The sequence below is a fragment of the Actinokineospora auranticolor genome, assembly GCF_002934265.1.
Lineage (GTDB): Bacteria > Actinomycetota > Actinomycetes > Mycobacteriales > Pseudonocardiaceae > Actinokineospora > Actinokineospora auranticolor.
This window is the reverse complement of record NZ_PTIX01000001.1, coordinates 119,912-141,527: the sequence shown is the minus strand read 5'-3', so window position 1 is coordinate 141,527 and position 21,616 is coordinate 119,912. Positions and strand designations below refer to the sequence as shown.

21 protein-coding genes and 1 pseudogene are annotated in these 21,616 nt (G+C 72.9%); 8 read left to right on the top strand and 14 right to left on the bottom strand.

Features of this window, described 5'->3' with window-relative positions; all coding sequences use genetic code 11:
- The first annotated feature begins 168 nt into the window (after positions 1-168).
- The 3 genes from CLV40_RS37650 to CLV40_RS00610 are packed head-to-tail and all read left to right on the top strand — an operon-like array spanning position 169 to position 2,802.
- A complete protein-coding gene (locus tag CLV40_RS37650) occupies positions 169-309 on the top strand; it encodes a hypothetical protein (RefSeq protein WP_181043245.1) in 141 nt (46 codons plus the stop codon).
- A gap of 41 nt (positions 310-350) precedes the next feature.
- On the top strand, positions 351-1,859 hold the full coding sequence (locus CLV40_RS00615; protein WP_181043244.1) for a serine/threonine-protein kinase: 1,509 nt from the start codon (positions 351-353) through the stop codon (positions 1,857-1,859).
- Positions 1,860-1,875: 16 nt separating this feature from the next.
- A complete protein-coding gene (locus CLV40_RS00610) occupies positions 1,876-2,802 on the top strand; it encodes a sensor histidine kinase (protein WP_146107867.1) in 927 nt (308 codons plus the stop codon).
- Positions 2,803-2,829: 27 nt separating this feature from the next.
- Here the strand turns inward: CLV40_RS00610 and CLV40_RS00605 are convergent, their stop codons facing one another.
- Complete coding sequence (locus CLV40_RS00605; RefSeq protein WP_181043243.1) at positions 2,830-3,435, bottom strand: DUF4232 domain-containing protein; 606 nt, start codon at positions 3,433-3,435, stop codon at positions 2,830-2,832.
- A gap of 68 nt (positions 3,436-3,503) precedes the next feature.
- Between CLV40_RS00605 and CLV40_RS00600 the strand changes: the two genes are divergently transcribed.
- Positions 3,504-4,460: a DUF1152 domain-containing protein gene (locus tag CLV40_RS00600; protein WP_104475849.1), complete on the top strand. Its 957-nt coding sequence runs from the start codon at positions 3,504-3,506 to the stop codon at positions 4,458-4,460.
- 7 nt (positions 4,461-4,467) lie between these two features.
- Here CLV40_RS00600 and CLV40_RS00595 read toward each other — a convergent pair whose 3' ends face one another.
- From CLV40_RS00595 to CLV40_RS00570, 6 genes are all read right to left on the bottom strand, one after another.
- A complete protein-coding gene (locus CLV40_RS00595) occupies positions 4,468-4,737 on the bottom strand; it encodes a hypothetical protein (protein WP_104475847.1) in 270 nt (89 codons plus the stop codon).
- Positions 4,738-4,921: 184 nt separating this feature from the next.
- Positions 4,922-5,653, bottom strand: coding sequence for a class I SAM-dependent methyltransferase (locus CLV40_RS00590; protein ID WP_104475845.1), 732 nt, complete (start codon positions 5,651-5,653; stop codon positions 4,922-4,924).
- A 40-nt stretch (positions 5,654-5,693) separates the two neighbouring features.
- A complete protein-coding gene (locus CLV40_RS00585) occupies positions 5,694-5,963 on the bottom strand; it encodes a hypothetical protein (RefSeq protein WP_104475843.1) in 270 nt (89 codons plus the stop codon).
- A 1-nt stretch (position 5,964) separates the two neighbouring features.
- A complete protein-coding gene (locus CLV40_RS00580) occupies positions 5,965-6,294 on the bottom strand; it encodes an ArsR/SmtB family transcription factor (protein WP_104475841.1) in 330 nt (109 codons plus the stop codon).
- Positions 6,295-6,480: 186 nt separating this feature from the next.
- Positions 6,481-6,627, bottom strand: coding sequence for a hypothetical protein (locus CLV40_RS37645; RefSeq protein WP_181043242.1), 147 nt, complete (start codon positions 6,625-6,627; stop codon positions 6,481-6,483).
- Between the two features lie 395 nt (positions 6,628-7,022).
- Entirely contained in the window at positions 7,023-7,592 is a 570-nt protein-coding gene (locus CLV40_RS00570) for a TetR family transcriptional regulator (RefSeq protein WP_245930908.1), read from the bottom strand.
- Between CLV40_RS00570 and CLV40_RS40665 the strand changes: the two are divergent.
- From CLV40_RS40665 to argG, 4 genes and pseudogenes are all read left to right on the top strand, one after another.
- Positions 7,483-7,962, top strand: a pseudogene (locus tag CLV40_RS40665) (SDR family NAD(P)-dependent oxidoreductase); the annotation flags it as partial. The gene CLV40_RS00570 and the pseudogene CLV40_RS40665 overlap by 110 nt on opposite strands.
- A gap of 79 nt (positions 7,963-8,041) precedes the next feature.
- A complete protein-coding gene (locus CLV40_RS00560; RefSeq protein ID WP_104475837.1) occupies positions 8,042-8,224 on the top strand; it encodes a hypothetical protein in 183 nt (60 codons plus the stop codon).
- 78 nt (positions 8,225-8,302) lie between these two features.
- The gene (locus CLV40_RS00555) at positions 8,303-8,554 is read left to right on the top strand and encodes a Rossmann-fold NAD(P)-binding domain-containing protein (RefSeq protein WP_104475835.1); all 252 of its coding nucleotides are present in this window, start codon (positions 8,303-8,305) and stop codon (positions 8,552-8,554) included.
- 10 nt (positions 8,555-8,564) lie between these two features.
- Complete coding sequence (gene argG, locus CLV40_RS00550) at positions 8,565-9,980, top strand: argininosuccinate synthase (RefSeq protein ID WP_104475834.1); 1,416 nt, start codon at positions 8,565-8,567, stop codon at positions 9,978-9,980.
- 707 nt (positions 9,981-10,687) lie between these two features.
- Here the strand turns inward: argG and CLV40_RS00545 are convergent.
- The 7 genes from CLV40_RS00545 to CLV40_RS00520 form a co-directional block, all read right to left on the bottom strand.
- Entirely contained in the window at positions 10,688-12,274 is a 1,587-nt protein-coding gene (locus CLV40_RS00545) for a hypothetical protein (RefSeq protein WP_104475832.1), read from the bottom strand.
- A 22-nt stretch (positions 12,275-12,296) separates the two neighbouring features.
- Entirely contained in the window at positions 12,297-12,959 is a 663-nt protein-coding gene (locus CLV40_RS00540; protein WP_104475830.1) for a response regulator transcription factor, read from the bottom strand.
- Positions 12,950-13,441 (bottom strand): histidine kinase, encoded by a 492-nt coding sequence (locus tag CLV40_RS00535; protein ID WP_104475829.1) that lies wholly within the window; start codon positions 13,439-13,441, stop codon positions 12,950-12,952. The genes CLV40_RS00540 and CLV40_RS00535 overlap by 10 nt, the downstream gene beginning before the upstream one ends.
- A gap of 76 nt (positions 13,442-13,517) precedes the next feature.
- Positions 13,518-15,641: an Hsp70 family protein gene (locus CLV40_RS00530; RefSeq protein WP_104475827.1), complete on the bottom strand. Its 2,124-nt coding sequence runs from the start codon at positions 15,639-15,641 to the stop codon at positions 13,518-13,520.
- A gap of 121 nt (positions 15,642-15,762) precedes the next feature.
- A complete protein-coding gene (locus CLV40_RS00525; protein ID WP_245930906.1) occupies positions 15,763-18,774 on the bottom strand; it encodes a right-handed parallel beta-helix repeat-containing protein in 3,012 nt (1,003 codons plus the stop codon).
- Positions 18,771-18,932, bottom strand: a complete 162-nt coding sequence (locus CLV40_RS37640) for a hypothetical protein (protein WP_181043241.1) — start codon at positions 18,930-18,932, stop codon at positions 18,771-18,773. Before CLV40_RS37640 ends, CLV40_RS00525 begins: the two co-directional genes overlap by 4 nt.
- Positions 18,933-18,960: 28 nt before the next feature.
- Positions 18,961-21,399, bottom strand: coding sequence for a hypothetical protein (locus tag CLV40_RS00520; RefSeq protein ID WP_104475823.1), 2,439 nt, complete (start codon positions 21,397-21,399; stop codon positions 18,961-18,963).
- Positions 21,400-21,616 lie beyond the last annotated feature (217 nt).

The following is a 21,616-nucleotide window of genomic DNA, read 5'->3' as shown; positions in this document are numbered from 1 at the left end:
GACCGGTTCACCACTGTGGGTGAGCGATTCCTCCACTGGGTTTGGCCAGGCGTTCACTGTACGTTCCCCGCCCCGTCGTCGGCCCCCGCCACGATCGGCACCGCCCGACCATCGTGCACGAGCCCGCCCGGGCCGCACCGGCCCGCGCGGCCGATCGACGGAGAACCCATGCGCACCAAGCGTTCGATCATCGCCGCCCTGCTCGCAGCCGCCGCTCTGGTCACCGGCGCGGTACTGGCCTCCCCGGCCTCCGCCGGGACCGACCCCGGCATGACGCACAACAACACGCCGGGCATGACCCACAACTGATTGCGTTTCAGACATCGCCCGTTCGGGTAAGTTACCTCGATGTGACAGAGCAACGGGCTTCCGAGCGGGACCTGGTGTCCGGCCGCTACCGCTTGGTCGCCCGGCTCGGCAGCGGTGGGGCGGGCGAGGTCTGGGAGGCCTACGACGAGCGCCTGCACCGGACCGTCGCGCTCAAGCGGCTGCGCACCCCACCCGGCCCCGAGGCCGATCGGGTGCGCGAGCTGGCGGTCCGGGAAGGACGCATCGCCGCCAAGTTGCAGCACCCGCACGCGATCACCGTCTTCGACGTCGCCGAGGACGGCGATTCCGACGACGCGCCGTACCTCGTCATGGAGTACCTGCCCTCCACCACGCTGGCGGAGGTGCTGGCCGAGCAGGGGCCGCTCGACCCGGCAGAGGTCGTCCGCATCGGCGCCGCGGTGGCGGAGGGCTTGGCCGCCGCGCACGAGGCGGGTGTGGTGCACCGCGACGTCAAGCCGGGCAACGTGCTCCTGGGAGTCGGCGGCAAACAGGTCAAGATCACCGACTTCGGGATCTCCCGGCTCGCCATCGACGTCTCGGGCACGCTCACCGGGACCGTCACCAACACCGTGCGCGGCACCCCCGCGTACCTGGCGCCGGAGATCGCCCGCGGCGAACCCGTGACGTTCGCGTCGGACGTGTACTCCCTCGGTGCCACCCTCTACTCCGCGACCGAGGGCGTGCCGCCGTTCGGGCGCGACGACAACCCGATCGCGTTGCTGTACCGGGTGTCCACCGGTGAGCACAACCCGCCGACCCGCGCCGGTGTGCTGACCCCGCTGCTGGAGCGGATGCTCGCCTCGGACCCGAAGGCGCGGCCGACGATGGCGGAGGTCCGCGACGAACTCGCAGCGGGCCCGACCGGGGCGCCGGTCGACGCCGCGACGGCGGACCTGCCGTCCGTCGAGCCGGAGCGGCAGCGTCCGCGCACCGCCTACCTCGTCGCGACCCTCGCCCTGCTGATCGCCGTGGCGGGCGTGCTGTTCACGGTCGCGCTGCGCGGCAGCGGCGAGCAGGACGCCGGGACGGTCACGCCGAGCGCGGCGCCCTCCACGGTGGTGGAGACGACCGTGGAGACGGTCGCGCCGACGACGGCGCAGTCGACCCAACCGCAGGCGACGACCGAGCAGCCCGTGCCCACGGCGAACCCGCCGGTCACCACGGCACCGCCCGCCGCGCCGCCGGTCAACCGGCCCGCGGACGACAGCCCGCAGGCCAAGCAGGCCGCGGTCGCGGACTACTACGCCATGATGCCCGGCGGCGTGGAGCAGGCGTGGAGCAGGCTTTCCCCGAGGTTCCAGGGCTACCCGGCCAAGGGCATGGACAGCTACCGGAGGTTCTGGGCGTCGGTGACCTCGGTCAAGACGTCGAACGTGGTCGCGGACGCGGGCACGGTGGTGAACGCGACGGTCAACTACGTCTTCACCGACGGCCGCGCGATCCAGGAGCAGCACCGTTACGTCGTGGTGAACCTGGACGGTCAATGGAAGATCGACCAGGTCACGGTCGTGAGCAGCCGGGGCGTCTAGCGGTACCGTTCGGACCGTGCGGCAACGAGATCGCGAGGAGCGGGCGGACGCGGTGCTCGCCGCCGTGGCGCGACTGGTCGCCGACCGGGCCCCCCGGCCCGCGTTGGTCGCCGAGGCGATCGGCGCGGCGCTGGGCGCGGCCGAGTGCGAGCTGGTCGTCGACGGCGTGACCCACCGCTGGGGCGCGGAGAGCACCGGCGCGTGGAGCCGGGCCCGCCTCGACGAGCACGCGGAACTGCGGGTGCGACCGGCGCGGCGGCTGGGCGCGGTGGCGGACGCGCTGGGACCGGTGCCGGACCTCGTGCGGCTGGCCCTGTCGGTCGACGAACTGCGGCGCGCGGGTACCGAGGCGGCGGCCGAACTCGCCGACACCCGCTGGCGCGCCGCGGCGGAGATGGACACCGAGCGGCGCCGCGTCGAGCGGGACCTGCACGACGGCACCCAGCACCACCTCGTCGCACTGCGCTTGGCGGTCGCGCTGGCCGAGCACGACCCCGCGTCGGCCGACCTGGGGCCCCGGCTCGACGCGGCCGAGGCGACCCTGGTGCGGACGGCGGCGGGCGTGCTGCCGGAGCCGCTGGCGGACGGCCTGGCCGCGGCGCTGGGCGCCGAACTCGGCACGCACACCGATGTCCGGCTGGACTTGGCGGCGGACCTGCCGCGCTACCCGGCGCCGGTGGAGACGGCGGTGTACTTCGTGTGCCTGGAGGCCGTGGGCAACGCGCACAAGCACGCGGTGGGCGCGTCGATCGACGTCCGGTTGCGGGGCTCGGCGGCCGGGTTGAGCTTTTCCGTGTCCGACAACGGTCCCGGCTTCGAACCGACCGCGACCGGCACGGGCCTGGCGAACCTGACCACGCGCCTCACCCCGCTCGGCGGCACCCTCCGCGTGGACTCCGCCCTCGGCACGGGCACCACGGTCGAGGGCTTCGTCCCGGGCTAGCCGCTGTCCGGCAGACCCGGCCCGCGCCTAGGCCTTGTTGGAAGTGGACTCGTCCGGGGCGGACCGGTTCGACCTGGCCTCCTCGACCCACGGTTTGACGCCGAGCTTCGTCGTGTTGCCGAGGTCGATGTGCGCGGTGAGGTGCTGGGAGGACCTTCCCGCCAGCGGCGCCATGTCGAGGGATTCGGCGAGGGTGGCGTCAACCGTGCTGTCGGTGACCAGGTTGCGCCACAACAGCGCCGTGGACGCGATCTCGCCCGGCTGCAGCAGTACGGTCGTGGGCGGCGCGTCGAAGTCGGGCAGCACCGCGATGCCCAGGGAACCGCCGCCCGCCTCGACGGTGACCGGTTCGCCGTCGGCGTCGTAGAGGCGGACGTCGGGGTAGCCGCGCACCTCGTAGGGCTCGGTGCCGCAGTTGGCCATCTCGAAGCCCGCGAGCCGCAGCCCCATCGCGCCGTCGTAGGAGGTCCGCGTGATCCGCACGCCCTCCGCCGGGCACCCGGACGCCACCGCGCTCGGCTGTGGCACGCGGGAGGTCACTCCCCCGTCCGACGCCGCCGACGCCTGTCCGCACGCGGACACCATGACGAGCAGGCTCGCGCCCACCACACCGCACTTTCCCCCCAGTCGCATGCCCCGAGTCTGCCCGGCCTGGGGGCGGAAGCGCTTGGGTGCGGGGCGGATCACCATATGATCTCCGCATGTTCTCCCTGGCCCAACCGCCCCTGTTCAGCCGGCTCGCGAACGCGTCGAACGTCCTGGTGGCGGGCGCCGGTGGCGGGTTCGACGTCTACGCGGGGTTGCCGCTGGCCTCGGCGCTGCGCGGGTTGGGCAAGCGCGTACACCTGGCCAACCTGGCGTTCAGCGACCTGAGCCGCCTCGACCTCGACGACTGGCTGGCGCCCGAGGTGGCCGCGGTCGGACCGGAGAGCGCGGGCAGCGACACGTACTTCCCGGAGCGCACGCTGGCGCGCTGGTTGGCCGGGCGCGGGCTGCCGTCGACGGTCTACGCGTTCTCCCGCGTCGGGGTCCGCCCGCTGGCGGAGGCATACCGGCGTCTCGTGGAGCACCTTGAGGTGGACGCGGTCGTGCTGGTCGACGGCGGCACAGACATCCTGATGCGCGGCGACGAGGCGGGGGTCGGCACGCCGGAGGAGGACATGACCAGCCTGGCGGCGGTGTTCGAGTTGGCGGGCGTCGAGAAGCTGGTGGCGTCCCTCGGCTTCGGCATCGACTTCTACCACGGCGTCTGCCACTCGCACGTGTTGGAGAACCTCGCCGCGCTGGACCGCGTCGGCGGGTACCTGGGGGCGCTGTCGATCCCGTCGAACTCGACCGAGGCCCGCGACTACGTGGCGGCGGTGGCGGATGCCGCGGCGTCGACGCCGACGCGGCCGAGCATCGTGAACGGCCAGATCGCGGCGGCGCTGCGCGGGGAGTTCGGGAACGTGCCGATCACCGAGCGGACCGGCGGGAGCGAGCTGTTCGTCAACCCGCTGATGGGGGTGTACTTCTCGGTCGACCTCATGCTGCTGGCCGCGTCGGTCGGCTACCTGGATCGGTTGCGGGACACGGGGACGATGGTGGAGGTCGCCATGATCATCGAAGAGCACCGGTACAAGGTCACCACCCGCCCGCGGCGGGTCTTCCCGCACTGAGGGGCCGTCAGGCGGCGAGGGCGTAGTCGAGCATCCCGGCGCCGCGGGTGGTGAGGCGGACGCGGTCGTCCTGGGCGCCCGCCGCCTTCTCGATCCGCACGAGCCCGCGGCGCACCAGCAGGGCGATGGCGTCGGCCTCCCACTGGGGCACGTGCCCGGACGCGGTGCCCTCGGCGGACGCCCAGCGGTACCCGCTCGGGCCGCCCCAGAGTCCGCTGTGGAAGAGGACGGACTCGTCGGCGATGTCGCGGAGGGCGGTGAGGACGGTCTCGGTCATCCTGGGCTCCCGGGTCGGGGTGGCTGCGGTCACACCACCAAGGTTGCCCGGCCGGCGGGGCCTTGTCTCGAGCCACACCGGCACAGCCCCCGAGCCGCACCCGTCGCGCAACCGCGGTTGCGATCTCTTGCACCCCAAGGCTTGTACACTGCGCAGCCAGTTTCACCCACTCGGGTTACCACGTTCAGGTGGTGCCGCTGTACACGGCGAAGCTGGGGCTGCGGCGCAGCGGCTCCCAGAACGCCTCGGACTGGTCGTCGGCGGGGATGACGGTGGGGTGCCTGGAGATGCCGGTCAGGCCGCCTTCGGCCAGGGCGGTCTCGTAGGTGCCCGGGGGCCAGAAGAAGGAGTCGAAGTCGAAGGGCGGGTCGCCGAGGACGTGCACGGTCACCGGCTGGGGGACGCGGTCGGCGCCCGATCGGTGGACGACGTAGCCGTAGCGGAAGTACCCGTCCATGACGTCCCAGTCGACGTCGGGGTTCGGCACCAGGACCACGACCCGGCCGCCGGGGACGACGTTGGCCCGCAGGTTCGCGACCATGGTCGCCATCGCGGTCGGGTCGGCGGCGTAGCCGAGCAGCCACACGGCGGTCACCACGTCGAAGGAGCCCAGCACGGGCAGGCTCGTCGCGTCGAGGTGGTGGTACTCGATGCCCAGCGGCTCGCGCTCCTCGACGTCGCGGGCGTGGGCCACCATCTCCGCCGACGAGTCGACGCCCACCACCCGGGTGGCGCCGCGGTCGCGGTACAGGCGGGCGTAGAAGCCGGTGCCGCAGGCGACGTCCAGCACCGAGCGGTCCGTCAGGTCCGGGAGGGCGGCGAGCAGCGTGGCCCGCTCAGCCAGACCGGTCGGGATGTGCTTGGCGCGCTCGTACTGCTGCGCCAACGCGTCGTACTGAACGTCCGATGCGGCCATGCCGTCAAGCTACTCGACTTCCGGCGGACCGCATCCCGGGCTACTCGACCTCGCGGAGCACGTGCTCGACGCCGCCCATCCTGGCGCGCAGGTCGGCCAGCTGCTCGCGGGTCTCCACCAGCTCGCGGACCACGTCCTCCTGCGCCCGCACCGACCGCTGGGCCAGGTCCTGGTAGGCGGCCTCGCGGGCGATGGCGGCCTTGGCCCGCGCCGTCACGGCGACCTGCCAGATCGTCACGGTGATCACGCAGGTGAGCAGGACGAAGACGCCGATGACGCCGAAGACCTCCTGCCAGTCGCGAACCTCCACGTCAGTCTTCCCTTCCCCCAGCGGGTCCCAGCGTGCGCGCGGCCGCGGTGACGCTCTCCGGCGTCAGCACGAACCGGAACGGCACGACCTCGTAGAACTTCAGCGACTTGCCGTCGGCGGAGAACTCCAGGGTCGAGGCGACCAGGCCCGCCGCCTCCAGCTTGCGCAGGTGCACCTGGAGCAGGGCACGGCTGATGCCCAGCTCGCGGGCCAGCCCGCTGACGTACTCCCGCCGCCCGGCCAACGCCGCGATCACCCGCATGCGGTGCGGGTTGGCCAGCGTGGCGAGCACCTGGCCCAACTCGTCCCCGGGAACGCCTTCGGTCTCCATGACCCCACCATGATAGCGCGGCCAAGCACATGCAAACCAGAGTTGGCATGAAACCGGCGGGTTCACCCGGAATCGACACCGGGTGCGCCGCGCGGATCGGCTCAACGCCTGCCGCGATAGTCGGCGCTGCTCGCCTTGGGATGGGGAAAGCCCGGAGCTGCTGGACCCGCTCCGGGCTTGGGGTGATCAGATGCGGACCAGGCCGTTCCCGGTGCCGCCGGGAATGCCGAACCAGTCGTGCCAGCCACCGTTGGCGGCGGTGTCGGTTGACCAGAAGGTCGAGATCACGCGGCCGTCGGGGGCAGTGGTGAACAGCTGCGTAGTGCCGTTCAAGGTCGTGGCGCTGACGGTCGCGTTGGTCGCGGCGACGCCGTCGGAGAAGCCGGTGGTGACGGTGAATCAGTCGTGCCAACCGAGTCCTTGGAGTCCTCCGCAGCCGTGCTCATCGCGTCGTAGCCGAAAACCGCGAAGAACACCGTGGCGGCACCGGTGAACGCGCCAGACACCCCGAACGGGAAGAACGGGTCGTAGTTGCCCGGCCGTTGGTGGCGACGTTCGGCGATCAGAACGTGGAGATTCGGACGGGTTGTCCATGGTCGCGTCGATGACCGCGAAGACAGGCCCTTCGCTGGATGCCGGTAAAAACAGAAGCGCTGCGCGGTGGGCCGCACGCACATCGCGGACACTACGAGTGGACGCGATTCCGCGCGGCGGCGGGGCGGGGCGACTCAGGCGAGCTTGGGGCGCAGCGCGGCGAAAGCCTGGTCGAGCAGGTGGGCGCGGTCGGCGGTGCCGCCGGTGCGGAGCCATTCGCGGGCGGCGGCGTCCAGAGCAGCGCCCGCCGCGGTGGCGAGCAGGTCCGCGGCGAAAGGGGCGAGGGTCGAGCCCGGCCGGTCGCGGAGCGCGGTGGCGATCAGGGCCCGGGTCTGATCGCGTTTGCCGTGGTGGGCGGCGCGGAGCGCGGGGGTCGACTCGATCAGCCGGAGGGCGTCGGCTGATGTTCGGATGCGCTCCTCCGACTGGCGCAGCACCTGTCGCAGGCACTCCCAGGGCGGCTCGTCGGCCGGGCGGGCGCGGATGTCCTCGACGACCCGCTCCCCCAACTCGTCCACGAGCCCGAGGACGGCGTCCTCCTTGGTCGCGAAGTAGCGGAAGAAGCTGCGCTTGGACATGCCCGCCGCCCGGGCGATGTCGTCCACGGTCGTCTCGTCGAAGCCGCGCTCACGGAACAGCACCATCGCCCGCTCCGCCAGGTCGGCCCGCACAGCCCGCCTGGTCCGGTCCCGCAACCCGTCCACGCCACCCAGTGTGTCTTCGGACACTAGATGCCGAAGTCGACACCGAGTGACACACAGAGGCGACCATGGACGGCAAGACCGCGCTGGTGACCGGCGGGACGGGCGGGATCGGCAAGGAGACCGCGCGGGCCCTCGCCCGGTTGGGGCGCGTGTGCTCGTCGTGGGACGGCACCCGGGCCGAGCGGCGGAGGCGGCCGAGGAGCCGGCCCGGGACACGGGCAACGACGACGTGCACCCACTTATCGCCGACGTCACCCGGCAGCGGGACCTGCGCCGCCTCGCCCGCGAGGTGACCGACCGCCTCGGCACCCTGCACGCGCTGGTCAACAACGCCGCCGCCAACCGGCCCCGCCGCGAGCTGACCGAGGACGGCGTGGAGACCTCGTTCGCCGCCAACGTCGTCGCGCCGTACCTGCTCACCCTCGAGCTGCTCTGCGGGCCCCGGTCGGGTGATCAACCTGACCGGCGGCGTCCCGAAGGGCCGCGTCGACCTCGCCAACCCGCAGGGCGAGAAGTCCTACACCGGCGTGCTCGACACGCAGTACAACCACACCAAGCGGATCGTCCTCGCCCTCACCCGCGACCTCGCCCGGCGCGTCCCCGCGACCGCGGCCACGATCAACGCCGCCTAACCCGGCCACGGCTACACCCCTGGCAACCGCGCGCTGACCACCACCTCCTTCCCACTGGCCGTCCGGCCGTTCGCTCCGTTGCTCAAGCTGTTGCTGCCGGTGTTCTCCGGACCGGCGGCGATCGCCCGCGCGTCCCGCTCCAGCGTGTTCCTGGCCACGGACCCGGGCGTCGAAGGGCGCGCTGGCGGCTACTACGACCGCCGTGGCGAGCCGACCGAATGGCCCGCTTTCGCCACCGACCCGGACACGTGCGCGGCGGTGTGGCGGGAGTGCGCGCGGGTGGCCGCGTCTTGTGGACCCTCCCGCGCCGGGGACGAGCACCGACCGTAGGCTCTGGCGCATGTCGAAGGTCCTCAGTGAACTCCCGGTCGGTGAACGAGTCGGTATCGCGTTCTCCGGCGGGTTGGACACCTCTGTCGCCGTGGCGTGGATGCGCGAGCGCGGGGCGGTCCCGTACGCCTACACCGCCGACATCGGCCAGTACGACGAGCCCGACCTGGCCGCGGTGCCGGACCGTGGCCTGGCCTACGGCGCGGAGCGGGCGCGGCTGGTGGACTGCCGCGCGGCGCTGGTGAAGGAGGGCTTGGCCGCCCTCGCCTGCGGTGCCTTCCACATCCGCACCGGCGGGCAGACGTACTTCAACACCACCCCGCTGGGTCGCGCGGTCGTGGGCACCCTGCTGGTGCAGGCGATGCGCGCCGACGACGTGTCCATCTGGGGCGACGGGTCGACCTTCAAGGGCAACGACATCGAGCGGTTCTACCGGTACGGGCTGCTGGCGCACCCGGGCCTGCGGATCTACAAGCCGTGGCTGGACCGGGCGTTCGTCACCGAGCTGGGCGGCAGGCAGGAGATGTCGGCCTGGCTGGTGGAACGCGGCCTGCCGTACCGCGACTCGGCGGAGAAGGCGTACTCCACCGACGCCAACATCTGGGGCGCCACCCACGAGGCCAAGCGGCTGGAGCACCTGGACACGTCGCTGGAGATCGTCTCCCCGATCATGGGCGTGGCGTACTGGGACCCCGAGGTGGAGATCGCCACCGAGGACGTGACCGTGGAGTTCGAGCACGGCACCCCGGTGCGGATCAACGGCCGCGAGTTCGACTCCCCGGTCGACCTGGTGCACGAGGCCAACGCCATCGGCGGCAGGCACGGCCTGGGCATGTCCGACCAGATCGAGAACCGGATCATCGAGGCCAAGAGCCGCGGCATCTACGAGGCCCCGGGCATGGCGCTGCTGCACATCACCTACGAGCGGCTGCTCAACGCCATCCACAACGAGGACACCATCGCCATGTACCACGGCGAGGGGCGCCGCCTCGGCAGGCTGCTCTACGAGGGCCGCTGGTTCGACCCGCAGGCCCTGATGCTGCGCGAGAGCCTGCACCGGTGGATCGGCTTCCCGATCACCGGCAGCGTCACCCTGCGCCTGCGCCGCGGCCAGGACTACTCGATCCTCGACACCACGGGTCCGCTGCTGAGCTACCACCCGGAGAAGCTGTCGATGGAGCGCACCGGCGACCCGGCGTTCAGCCCGGACGACCGCATCGGCCAGCTGACGATGCGCAACCTGGACATCGCGGATTCGCGCAGCAAGCTGGAGCAGTACGCGGCGCACGGCCAGCTCACGCCGTGGGACGGCCTGATCGGCGAGCTGCCCCCGGGCGGCGCCGCCGAGATCGCCGCCGCCGACGGCGGGGCCGACGACACCCCGGACGCCCTCGACCGGGCGGCCATGGAGTTCGGCACGGACTAGGCCAGGCAGGACCCGGATCGGCAAGGGGAGCATTCCCCTTGCCGATCTCTTATGCCCGCTCCACCACACGATCCACCTCCTGGTGCGCGGCGGGGCCACTGCGACCCCGCCCGGTGAGACCATCCAATCGCCGCGGGTCAAGGCACTGCCAGAACCGCCGCGAGCCCGTCTCGCAGCCCAGTGGGACAGCCCGGGGATTCGGCACCCCGGCAGAGGGCGCGGCTGCCATCATCGGGAACACCGAGCATGGAACCTCCAGCACCCGACGCCTGGCCGTCGGGACCATACGGCGATAGGCCGCCGGTCGACCTGGGTCGAGGAGCGTCCCAGACCGCGACCGCCTGCCGCGACAGGGCCGGACAGCGGGATCGGTCCCCTGCCTAGTGCGGTGTCCTGGCAAGATTCCGAGTCCCCGAGGGGAAGACGCGCCATCAGCATCGGCAGACTGAGCGCTCCCTGACGAGCTATGCCCAGGTCCGCCGCACTCCCGCCGAACCGGTCCCCGGCGCCCGGACACGGTGCCGTGGCACGGGGTTGCCGGTGCGCGACCCGCACAAAGTCCGCGGCGCGGTCCGGCCTGTTCGCGTCGGACACGCCGTAGCGGGCGGGATGACCGATCGGCCCACCACCACCGAGGAACGACCGGCGGCCAGGCGCGGAAGGCGCGCGGATGATCATCGGGAACATCGGGCCGGGCCGCGCGACCGCTAACCCATCGCCAAGCCTTCGCAGGTTCGTACCACTGTCAAACACGCCTCGTGTGCGCGGGTGCTCAGCGCCGGGTTGCCCGCGTGGGTGCGCCACGCCGTGGTCGCTGTGGCCGCGGCGGTGCGGATGTCTGCTGGTGGGGCGTGGCGGGGTAGGCCCAGGCGGGTGTGGGGGGCGCGGCCGGAGGCGCCCAGGAGTCGCAGGGCTTCGGTGGTCAGGGCGTGTAGTGCGGTGGTGCCGGATTCCAGGGCGTCGACCAGGTCCAGTTCCACCAGCTCGTGTGCGTCTGCCAGTACCTGGTCCAGCAGGCGGGCCAGCGGCTCCGGTTGGGGGGTTTGGCGTGCCGCCGTCAACACCCCGCGGGCTGCTAGTAGGTCGGCTCGGTCGACCACTCGCCGGTACAGCAAGTCCGGTAGGGCGGGTGACGGGTCGTCTACGTGGCTCACGGTCGGGTGAACCAAGTCCATAGTGGAGTCCAAGGCGAGCACGACGTCGGCTTCCGCCGGGGTGTCGGTCAGGGTCAGGTGCCGTAGTACTTCGTGGCCGGTCAGTGATTCGACCGCGGCGGTGCTTCCCGGGCCCACCAACGCCACCACCGGCGGTCGGTCCAGAAGCTCGGCGAGCTCCGACCATCCTGCCACCGACGCGCGCACACCGGCGGCCACGACTTCACGTACCCGGGCGAGTAGGCCCACGGGCTCTATTGCGGCGACGTCGAAACGTTCCGGCAGGCGGACTCGTATGGTCGCGGTTCCGCCTTCGTCCCAGGTTTCCAGGGTTCCGCCGAAGGCTGACAGGCGGGCGGCGTCGTCGCGGAGTGCCGATCGCAGGTCCACCACCGCGGATGAAGGGTCCACAAAGGTCAGTGACAGGAGCCCGTCCTCGCGTGAACAGGAGACCTGGACCGGCTGGACGCAAGCGTTTTCGGCCAGGAGTGCCAGTACGGCCGCCGCCGCGTGGTAGAGGCCGGACTCGACCTCCCAGCCCGCTCGGCGCCCGAGGTCGCCTGCGAACCGGACCGGGCGCGGTAGTGTCGCGGCCAGTTCCTCCAGTGCCGCCAGCGGTCCGCGCTCGGGCAGCATCGCCGGGTGCACGCCCCGCACGACGGTGCGGAACCGGTCGATCACGTCGTCGAGCGTCGTCCGGAACTCCGCCAGTTCTCCCGCCTCCAGCCGCGAGCGCAGCTGGGCGAAGTCGCGGCCGATCACGCCGGTGAGCGCGCCCGCGATGCGGCGCCGCTCGAGGTCCCGGACGTGGACGAGGCGTTCCCGGGCCGTCAGCACTTCCCGTTCCAGCGCGCGGGTCCGCGACCGCTGCCGGTCCTGTTCGGCGCGCAGCCGCTCCCCCGCCGCGGCCAGCGCGATGCGATCCGCGAACCGACGCAGGCGGTCCATGTCCGCGCTCCCCAGGGAGACCGCGACGAGCACGAGCACCCCACCGCCGGGAACCTGTACCGCGACACCGGGTACCGGGCCGGAAGGGTGCTCCGGCCACGCGGCGGCGACGGACAGACCGTCCGGCCCCTCGGTGTAGTAGACGGCGCCGAGTCCCGTGCTCTCGGCGAGTTCACGGACCAGCGCGGCCACCGGCCCTCGCGCCACCCCGCCGCTACCCGTCGACCCGGCCGGCCCGCAGGTAGGCCAGCACCGCGAGGACCCGGCGGTGGTGCACGGTCTGGTCGCCGGGCAGGTCGAGTTTGCCGAAGATGGCCGCGACGTGCTTCTCCACGGCCTTGGCCGAGACGAACAGTTCCTTGGCGATGGCGGCGTTGGTGCGCCCCTCGGCCATCAGCCGCAGCACGTCGTGCTCGCGCTCGGTCAGCGTGCCGACCGGGCCGCCACCACCGGCGGGCCGCTGCACCAACCGCTTGGCCAGCGACGGTTCCATGACGATCTCGCCGCCCGCGATCCGGGTGAGCGTGTCGTCGAGCACCTGGACGCCCGCGACGCGTTCCTTGAGCCGGTAACCGATGCCCTCGGTGCCGATCTCCAGCACCCGCATCAGGTAGTGCGTCTCGGCGTAGTGCGACAGCAGCAGGATCCCGGTTTCCGGGCGCAGCGCCCGCAGGCGTTCGGCGGTGGCGAGGCCGCCGTCGGGTTCGGGCGGCATCCGGATGTCGAGCACGACCGCGTCGACCGGGTCGGCGCTGACCCGCTCGACCAGGGTGTCGCCGTCGGCGACCGAGGCGACCACCTCGTGCCCGGCGGCGCGCAGCAGCATGACGAGCCCCTCGCGGAACAGCGCCCCGTCGTCGGCGATGGCTACCCGCACCGCACCCGCTCCTCCGTCACGTCGACCCGCACGCCGCCCGCCGCCGCCCGCACCTGAACGTCCACTTTGGTCTCCGGTGGCACGGACCTGAGGTGGTCGGCGACCGCGAGGCAGGTCGCGTCCGCGGTGTCGGCGTCGAGGTGCGCCACCTGCTCGCCGCGCACCGCGATGGCCAGCCCGTGCCGCTCGGCCACGGCGCGCAGCGCGGGCTCGAACCCGTCGCTGGCCAGCACCGGCGGGTACAGCGCGCCGCCGATCTCGCGCAGTTCGGCCAGCACGACCGCCAGCGCGGCCTGCAACCCGGCGACGCGCGCGCCGAGCGCCGGGTCGGTGAGGTCGGCGGCGAACAGGCCCAGTTCCACCGACAGCGCGGCCACCCGCTGCGCGGGCCCGTCGTTGAGGTCGCGCTCCAGGCCCCGGCGCAGCGCGCAGGTGCCCGGGTCGACCGGGCGGAGCCGGACGTCCCGCCTGATGCCGTTCATCGCTTAATCGTGCTCGCGCGCGACCGGCTCGGGCAACGGGGCCAACCCCCGACCGGGGTAGGGATATCCCTACCCCTCACCGCTCGCTGCCCACGCGCAGCACCGACAGGGAGTCGGCGTTGGCGACCACGGCCTCGGCGCCGTCGGGGGTGACCGCGATCGACCACGGTTCCCTGCCGACCGGCACGGTGGCGGTGACCTTGGCGGACAGCGTGTCGATCACGGTGACGGTACCGTCGGCGTTGTTGACCGCGTACGCGTGCCTGCCGTCCGGGGCGGTGGCGACGGCGAGCGGCCTGCCGCCGACCTTGACCGTGTCGGTGACCTTGTAGGTGTCGGCGTCGACGAACAGCACCGTGCCCGCGTCGTTGTTGACCACGTACAAGGTCTCCCCATCGGGCGCCACGGCAAGGGAAACCGCGCCCTCGCCCACTTCGACGGTGCCGAGCACGTTGCGCGTGGCGGCGTCGAGCGCGGTCACCTGCCCGGCCTCGGCGCTCACCACCCAGAGCCTGCCGTCGGCGACGACGACCCCGCGCGGGCCCTCGGGCACGTTCGCGAACGGCGCGGCGGTCGGCTCGCCCGCGCTGTGGGCGAGCACCTGACCGGCGTCGTGGTCGGGGATGAAGACGCGGTAGCCGTCGGTACCAGGGGCGAACATGGCGTGGCCCGCCGGGATCGTCGCGGTGATCTCGTCGCGCGTGGTGTCGATGACGGCGACGGCGTTGCTCGGCGTGTCGAGGGTGACGTACACCTTGTCGCGGACCACGACGGCGTACTGCGCGGGCGCCGGTGTGCTGATCGTGCGCACGACCTTGCGCGTGGCGCGGTCGACGACGGCGATCGAGTTCGACGCGCCACCTGGAACGTACACTTTGGACCCGTCGACGGTGACCGCGACGCCGCGCGGTCGCTTGCCGAACCCGGTGACGCTGCCCACCACCGCGGGCTTGTCTAGGCTCGCGCCGGGCCGGGAGGGCTGGACCGCGGCGTCCACGCCGGGTGGGCCGGAGGGTTCGCCGCCGCTTGCCACAACGGCGATCCCGACACCGACGAGCGCTACCGCGGCGAGCGGGACCAAAACCTTGGCGCGCAAGCGCTTTCGCAGAGCGGGTGGCGGCGGCGGTACGGGCGCCCTCAACCCGCGCGCGGCGATGGCGGCGGCCCCGAGCGCGACGGTGAACTTGGGGTGCAGACCGGTCCGCACTGGACGTCCGAACGCCGCGGAGACCACCTGGTCCACCAACGGGATCCGGGAGGAGCCGCCCGCGAGCAGCACCGCGGCGAGGTCGCGCGGGGTGAGCCCGGCGGAGGCGATCGTGCGGTGCAGCGCCTCGACGGTCAGCTCGACCGACGGCCGGATCATGTCGTTGAAGGCCAGCCGGGTCACCATGACCTCGCGTGCCCCATCGGGCAAGCCGACGCGGATGATGACGTCCGGCTCGATGGACAGCGACTCCTTGGCGCGCACGCACTCCAGCCGCGCCGCCGTCAGCACGCCCGCGGCGGACTCGTCCGTCGGGTCCAATGCGGACAGCGCGCCGCCGAGTTCGGCGTCGACGTGCGCGAACAGCGCCTCGTCGAAGTCCATGCCGCCCAGGCGTTCGATGCCCTCGGGGGTGCCGACGATCTCGGTGCCGCCGTTGTTGGCGCGCAGGATGGTGGTGTCGAAGGTGCCGCCGCCGAGGTCGTAGACGGCGACGAGTTCCCCGTCGCCGAGTCTTCGTTCGGCGGCGTAGTGGGTGGCGGCGGCCTCGGGTTCGGTGACCAGCACGGCGCCGGTGACGCCCGCGAGGCGGGGCACCTCGTCGAAGTGCTCGCGCCGGTAGGGGCCCCAGACGGCGGGGCAGGTCAGCACGATCGACTCGGGCGGGCCGCCGAGGGTGGTGGTGACCCGCGTGAGGACGTCCTTGAGCTGCGCGGCCAGCAGCGCGGCGGGCGAGTAGGCCGCGCCGCCGACGACCAACGGCGTCGGATCTCCCAGCCTGCGCTTGAACCCCCGCGCGAGCCGGTGCGGTTCCCCACCCCCGGCGGCCACCGCGGCGTCACCGGTGCGCAACGCCTTGTCCACCCCGGCGTACACGACCGACGGCTCGACGACCGCTTGCCGCCCCAGCGAGACCATGCTGGTGCGACCACCCTTCGCCACCGCCGCCCCGGTGAAGGTGGTGCCCAGGTCGATACCGAGGCCGTAGCCCATGAAGTTCTCCCGAAAGGAGTTGCCGCCCGCTCCGGTACGGCACTCTATCCGGATCTCCGACTGGTGTGGACCAGCTCCTCCCCCTGGAGCAGGACCGTTGCCCGATAGTCACATCAAGCGTTCACCGCTGTCCGGGTGGTTTGCCCGAGGGACTCGCCGCGGGGATGTCCTCAGGCAACAGAACGCACAGGTCTGCGATCGTCGGCGTGGGGATGGACCGGGTGCGGCGGGCGTGCCGGGTGACGGCTTCGTCGAGCACCTGGCGGGCGTAGCGGCCGTTGCCGAAGGACGCGTGCCGGGGGATGGTGGCGAAGTGCTCGCGCAGCGACACCACGGTGGCGGCCGCGCACTCGTAACCGATCTTGGTGGCGTGCTGGCTGACGATGGTGACCAGTTCATCGGCCGTGTAGTTGGCGAAGTGCACGTGGTGGGAGAACCGCGACGACAGACCGGGGTTCGCGGCGAGGAACCCGGTCATCTCGTCGGCGTACCCCGCCGCGATGACCACGACCTCGTCGCGGTGGTCCTCCATGAGCTTCACGAGCGTGTCGATGGCCTCCCGCCCGAAGTCCTGACCGCCGCCGGGGCGGCTGGAGAGCGTGTAGGCCTCGTCGATGAACAGCACGCCGCCGCGGGCGCGGTCGAAGGACTCGGTGGTGCGCTTGGCCGTGTGCCCGATGTACTCCCCCACCAGGTCCGCGCGACTGACCTCGACGACCTGTCCCTGCGCCAGCACCCCCATCGCCGCGAGCACCGACCCGTACAGCCGGGCGACGGTCGTCTTACCGGTACCCGGCGGCCCGGCGAAGATCAGGTGACGACTCAGCGACGGTACCGGGAGACCGGCCTCCTGCCGCCTGCGGGCCGACGCCAGCAGGTCGACCATGCTGGCCACTTCCTGTTTGACGTCATCGAGTCCGACCAGTCCGCGCAGCTCGGACAGCAACCGCTCCACCTGTTCCTCGTCGACGCGGCCCGCGCCCGCGCCGACCCCGCTGCCCGGCAGCGGACCGAGGTCGTCGGGCAGCAGTCGGGTCAGGGCCACAGGTGAGGCTTCCTCGTCTTCGGCGAGCCGGTACGCCTGGCGACCGACCATCTCCTCGAACACCTTCCGCGCGGTGCGGCCGTTGCCGAAGGACGCGTCGCGCGGGAGCTTGGTGAAGTAGGCGTGCACGGCGGCGCGGGTCTCGAACTCCAGCCGGTAGTCGTGCGCCCGGCACAGTCCCTCCACAATGGTCACCAGCTCGGGCGCGGAGTAGTCGGCGAACTCGATGGTGCGGGTGAATCGCGACGAGAGCCCGGGGTTGGCGGCGAGGAAGGCGCGCATGTCGTTGGTGTACCCGGCGACGATGACCACGACGTCGTCGCGGTGGTCCTCCATCAGCTTCACCAGCGTGTCGATGGCCTCCCTGCCGAAGTCGGGACCGCTGCCGCCGGAGCCCGCGGAGAGCGTGTACGCCTCGTCGACGAACAGGACTCCGCCAAGCGCCTCGTCGAACTTCTCCTGGGTCTTGAGCGCGGTGCCACCGACAACGGCCGCGACCAGGTCGGCACGGGCGCACTCGACGAGCTGACCGGTGCGCAGGACGCCGAGCGCGGTGAGGATCCGGCCGTAGAGGCGGGCGATGGTGGTCTTGCCCGTGCCCGGGGAGCCGGTGAACACGAGGTGGCGGCCGAGCGGGGGCGACGGCAGCCCGGCGGCGGCCCGGCGTTCGGCCATCTGGTGCAGCCGGACGAGGGTCTCGACCTCGCGTTTGACGCCGTCGAGCCCGACCAGGCCGTTGAGTTCCTCCAGCAGGTCCGCGATGGCGCCGGACTCGGCGTGCCGCGGCGCCGGGATGCCCGCCGCGGGCGCCACCGAGTCCACTGTGGATTTCTCGGACTCGTCGCGGATGTCCTTGCCCCGGTTGCGCTCGACGCGGCAGCCGCGCACGTCGACCTGTTCCTGGGAACGCAGCACGACACCGTCGCCGAAGTTGCCCTCGACCACGCAGCCGGTCATCCCACCGGACGCCGCGCCCTCCCAGACGACACCGGTCGCGCACTCGCGCACCGAGCCGCCCTCGACGAGCAGGCGCGCGTTGCCCCGGGCGCGCAACCCGGCGGACTTGGCCCGCTCGACCCGGGGTTCGACCAGGGCGACCTCGCCCGCTTCCTCGACCGTGACGGCGGTTCCGGCGCCGCCGGTGGCGGCGAACCTGGTCAGCCGGGCGGATCCCCCACCGCCGACCAGGACGGCGTCGAGGCCGCAGTCGGTGAAGGCGCAGTCGGTGAGTTCGGCCCGCGAGCCGTCGAGGATGTGCAGGCCGTGGCCACGCGCGCCGCGGACCTGGGTGCGCTCGATGGTCGCGGTGGCGCCCTGGACCAAGACGATCCCCTGCGCGCCGGGGCGGTCGATGACGCAGTCGTGGAGGGACGGCGTCGAGCCCGCTCCGACGAGCACACCGACAGCGTCCACTTCAGACAGCGTGGTGCTGCCGACGGACAGCGTGCTGTTCTCCTCCACCACGATGGCGGGCCCGGAGATCCGGCTGATGCGGCAGTCCCGCAGCGTGCCGCCACCGCCGTCCGCGGCGAGGAACGCACCCGCCGATTCCGTGACGACGCAGTCGATGAGCCGGGGCGCGCCGCCGGACCGCGCGACCACGGCGGTGGTGGCGATACCGCGCAGTTCGCTCCCGCGCAGCTCCGCGCCGCCGCCGTCGAAGACCAGCACGCCCGCGCCGCCGGGGTTGGTGACCACGCAGTCGCGGCCGAACAGTTCGGCGCCGCCGCGCACGGCCACCGCGACGCCGGACTCGGCGGCGACGGTGCACTCCTCCATCCGCAGCGCCCCGGCCCGCAGGTCGACGGCCACCTCGCCGTCGCGGTGCGCGATGACGACACCCGACACCGACGCGTGCTCGGCGGCCAGGTTCAGCGCGGGCTCGCCGGTCGACTCGATACGGACCTCGCCCGCCGCGCCCGCGCCGGAGAGGGTGATCTCCCGCTCGATGACCACGGACTCCCGGTAGACGCCGGGCCGCACGGAGATGACGTCACCGTCGACGGCGGCGGCGATGGCGTCGTTGATGGTGCGGAAGCAGTCGGCGTCGGTGGCGGAGACGCCCAGCACGGACCGGGTCCCGCTCACGCGTCCAGCCATCCCGGCGCTCCCGTCTGGTCGGTGTCCGGGCGGTGGGGGTTGCCGCCCAGGTAGTCCAGGAGCCCTTGCCGCTCGTCGACACCGGCCACCACCCGCCGGACATCGGCGACGGCGTGCTCGGTGGGGGTGGGGGGTCGCTGGCTCATCGGCTCTCCTCGGTACCTGGGGTGCGGTTCACGCCGCGGGAAGCGCGCCGAACCAGTGCGCGGCGTCGGGGTGGTGCGGGATCTCGACGGCAGAGCGCGCCTCGGCCGCGGCGCGCAGGGCGGTGAGGGCCCGCTCGACCGGGGCGCCGTCCTCGGCGAGCAGCACGCGATCGGCCTCCACGGCCAGCACCCGCAGCGCGGTGTGGGCGGGGAGGACGACGTCGTGCCCGCGGTCGTCGTCGAGGAGCCCGTCGAGCCTGCGCGCGGTAGCGCTCCAGATGAGCAGCTCGACGTCGCCCGGCACGGCGGCGCCCACGGTGGCGACGGCGAGCATGGGTTCGGGGAGGTTGAGGAGTTCCCCTTCGCGCCGTTCGCCCCGCTCGGCGCCCCGGACGACGACGCCGCGCCAGGTCGGCAACCGCCGGAGGCCCGCGGCGAGGCAGGTGTGGAAGGCGGTGTCGTAGCTGCCGGGTTCCTCCGCGAACACGCGGACGACGGCGAGTTCGGTCACCAGCGCGGCGTGCTCGCCCGCGGCCCTGAGGCCCGGTCGCTCGGCGAGCAGCCGGACGACCGCCTGGGTGGCCGAGTCGTAGCGCGTGCCGAGCGCGGCACGGACCTGCCGCCGCTGCGCCTCGGTGCTCACGGCCCCGGCGGGCACGACGCTGGGCACCTTCGTGGGAGTCGGGGCTGCCGTGACCGCGGGCGCCTTGGTCGGGACGGGAGGTTTCACCTCCACTGGACGCGGGGTGAACACGTCGCCCGCGGTGGCGGAGGCGGTCTCGGTGAGGGGCGGCGGGGCGCTGGTGGTCGGCGCCGCCGACTTGGCGGTGGTCACGAGGGGTAGCCCGGTCGGCGGACGCTGGGGGCTTTGCGGCAGGTCGGGCAACGGCTCGATGACCGGCGGCGCGGGCTCGGCCCTGGTCAAGGACACGACCTGGTCCCGGCTCACCCGGGTGGCGGTCTCCGAGTCGGTCGACCTCCGGGCCGCTTCCTCCCGGCGCACCCGCGTGGCGGGCGGCTCGCTCGGCCTCCGGTGCAGGGGAGGCAGCGGAGCCTGGCTGCCCCTAGTGGTGGCCGGGGCGACAGCGAGCTGATCGCCGAGCCGAGTCGAACGCGCTCCGGTTGCCGCCTCGAACGACCGTCGGAACTCCTTGGCAGCGGATGCTTCCTCCTGGCGCACCCGAGTGGTGACCGCCGGGTCGCCCGGCGTCCGCTCGAGCGCCGCCACCTGATCTCGGCTGACGCGCGCGGTGGCGGACGGGTCGACGTCGTCGGGGAGTTCGATGACGGAAAGGACGCCGTCGCGGTCGATCGTGATGGTGGACGGGGCGCGTTCGGACTTCGTCGGGGGTTTGAGGCGTTCGGCCAGGGCGCGGGTGGCCTTCACCGCGCCGGGAGTGGCGGCGATGACGAGGAGGGTGGCGCGGAGGTCGGCGGGGAGGTCCGCGACCAGGGCGCACAGGGCGTCGAACACGGGGGCGGGCAGCTCGTCGGCCGCGACCAGCAGTTCGGGGTAGGGGCCGGTCGGGGTGTTCAGGGCCGCGTCGAGGACGGTGGTGTCGGGGCGGGCCAGGAGGCCGCGGGCGATGACGTCGAGGGACCAGCCGGGGGCGAGGCGGTAGCGGGCGGGGGCCGTCTGCGCCAGGCCGGTGACCGGGGCGGACCAGCGGTCGACCACCGGGGCGCAGGCGGGCCGGTAGACGCTCTCCACCACGAACGGTTCCCACGTGGGCCGCACCGGGGCGCCGTGCCGCATCCGGACGGCGGCGCGCAGTTCGAAGGCCACGGCCTGGGCGATGTCGACCTCGTCGCGTTCGCCGTAGTGGGTCAGGACGGTCCGCACGCGGACGTCGTCGGGGAACCGGCGCAGGACGTTGGCCACGGCACGGGGTGTGGGGGTGGGTTCACCGGGGGCGCCGACGACGAGTGTGGGCCGGTCGGGGTCGGGGACCGCCTGCCGGATGGGGTCGGCGGGACGGGGCGCGGTCGTGGCGCGGATCCACAGCCCCACCGGGATCTCCTCGACGGTGGCGGGGAGGTCGTCGGGCAGGTCCGCCTGCCACGGCGGCTCGGGGAAGCGCTTGCCCGCGGGGCGGGGTTCGTCGTCGCCGTGGGTCGTCCAGCCGGTGGGGGCGAAGGCGTGGCCGTCGGGGAGGGTGACGAGGTCGCCGTCGGGGGCGGTGACCTCCATGCCGAGGCGGTCGGCCAGCCTGCGGGCGAGGGGGACGACGCCGTCGGCGGGGTGGGCGGGGGTGTGCAGGCGGATCGCGGGTCCGACGTGGTCGTCCAGGTCGGCCACGACCCAGGGGTCCAACCGCGACACGGCCTCGCGCGCCGATTCCCCGACGACGACCGACGTGCGGTCGGGCTCCGGTGCCAGGGCGGCGGCGTACGCCACGGCTTGCTCGTCCGCACCCGGCTCGCGCACGACCACCGCGTGCCCCGCCCGCTCCACCGCGACCGCCACGACACCCTCCTCGCCGGAACTTCCCGCCGGGCACCTGCCCCGCACCCACCACACGGCCGGGCGGCCCCCGGCGGTTCACCACCGTCGGTGAACTTTCGGTGGCCTCAGCCACCACCTCCCCGGCACCACAGCCGCGACGCACTGCTCAGCGAGGCCAACTGCCTGCCTTCCTGAGCAGAACAGCCACGGCCAGGACCTCGGCTGCTCCTGCCACCAA

Coding starts and splice junctions, on each gene's coding strand:
- CLV40_RS37650 (WP_181043245.1), top strand. CDS start 169: ATGCGCACCAAGCGTTCGATCATCGCCGCCCTGCTCGCAGCCGCCGCT.
- CLV40_RS00605 (WP_181043243.1), bottom strand. CDS start 3,435: ATGCGACTGGGGGGAAAGTGCGGTGTGGTGGGCGCGAGCCTGCTCGTC.
- CLV40_RS00600 (WP_104475849.1), top strand. CDS start 3,504: ATGTTCTCCCTGGCCCAACCGCCCCTGTTCAGCCGGCTCGCGAACGCG.
- CLV40_RS00595 (WP_104475847.1), bottom strand. CDS start 4,737: ATGACCGAGACCGTCCTCACCGCCCTCCGCGACATCGCCGACGAGTCC.
- CLV40_RS00590 (WP_104475845.1), bottom strand. CDS start 5,653: ATGGCCGCATCGGACGTTCAGTACGACGCGTTGGCGCAGCAGTACGAG.
- CLV40_RS00580 (WP_104475841.1), bottom strand. CDS start 6,294: ATGGAGACCGAAGGCGTTCCCGGGGACGAGTTGGGCCAGGTGCTCGCC.
- argG (WP_104475834.1), top strand. CDS start 8,565: ATGTCGAAGGTCCTCAGTGAACTCCCGGTCGGTGAACGAGTCGGTATC.
- CLV40_RS00535 (WP_104475829.1), bottom strand. CDS start 13,441: ATGAACGGCATCAGGCGGGACGTCCGGCTCCGCCCGGTCGACCCGGGC.
- CLV40_RS00530 (WP_104475827.1), bottom strand. CDS start 15,641: ATGGGCTACGGCCTCGGTATCGACCTGGGCACCACCTTCACCGGGGCG.
- CLV40_RS37640 (WP_181043241.1), bottom strand. CDS start 18,932: ATGAGCCAGCGACCCCCCACCCCCACCGAGCACGCCGTCGCCGATGTC.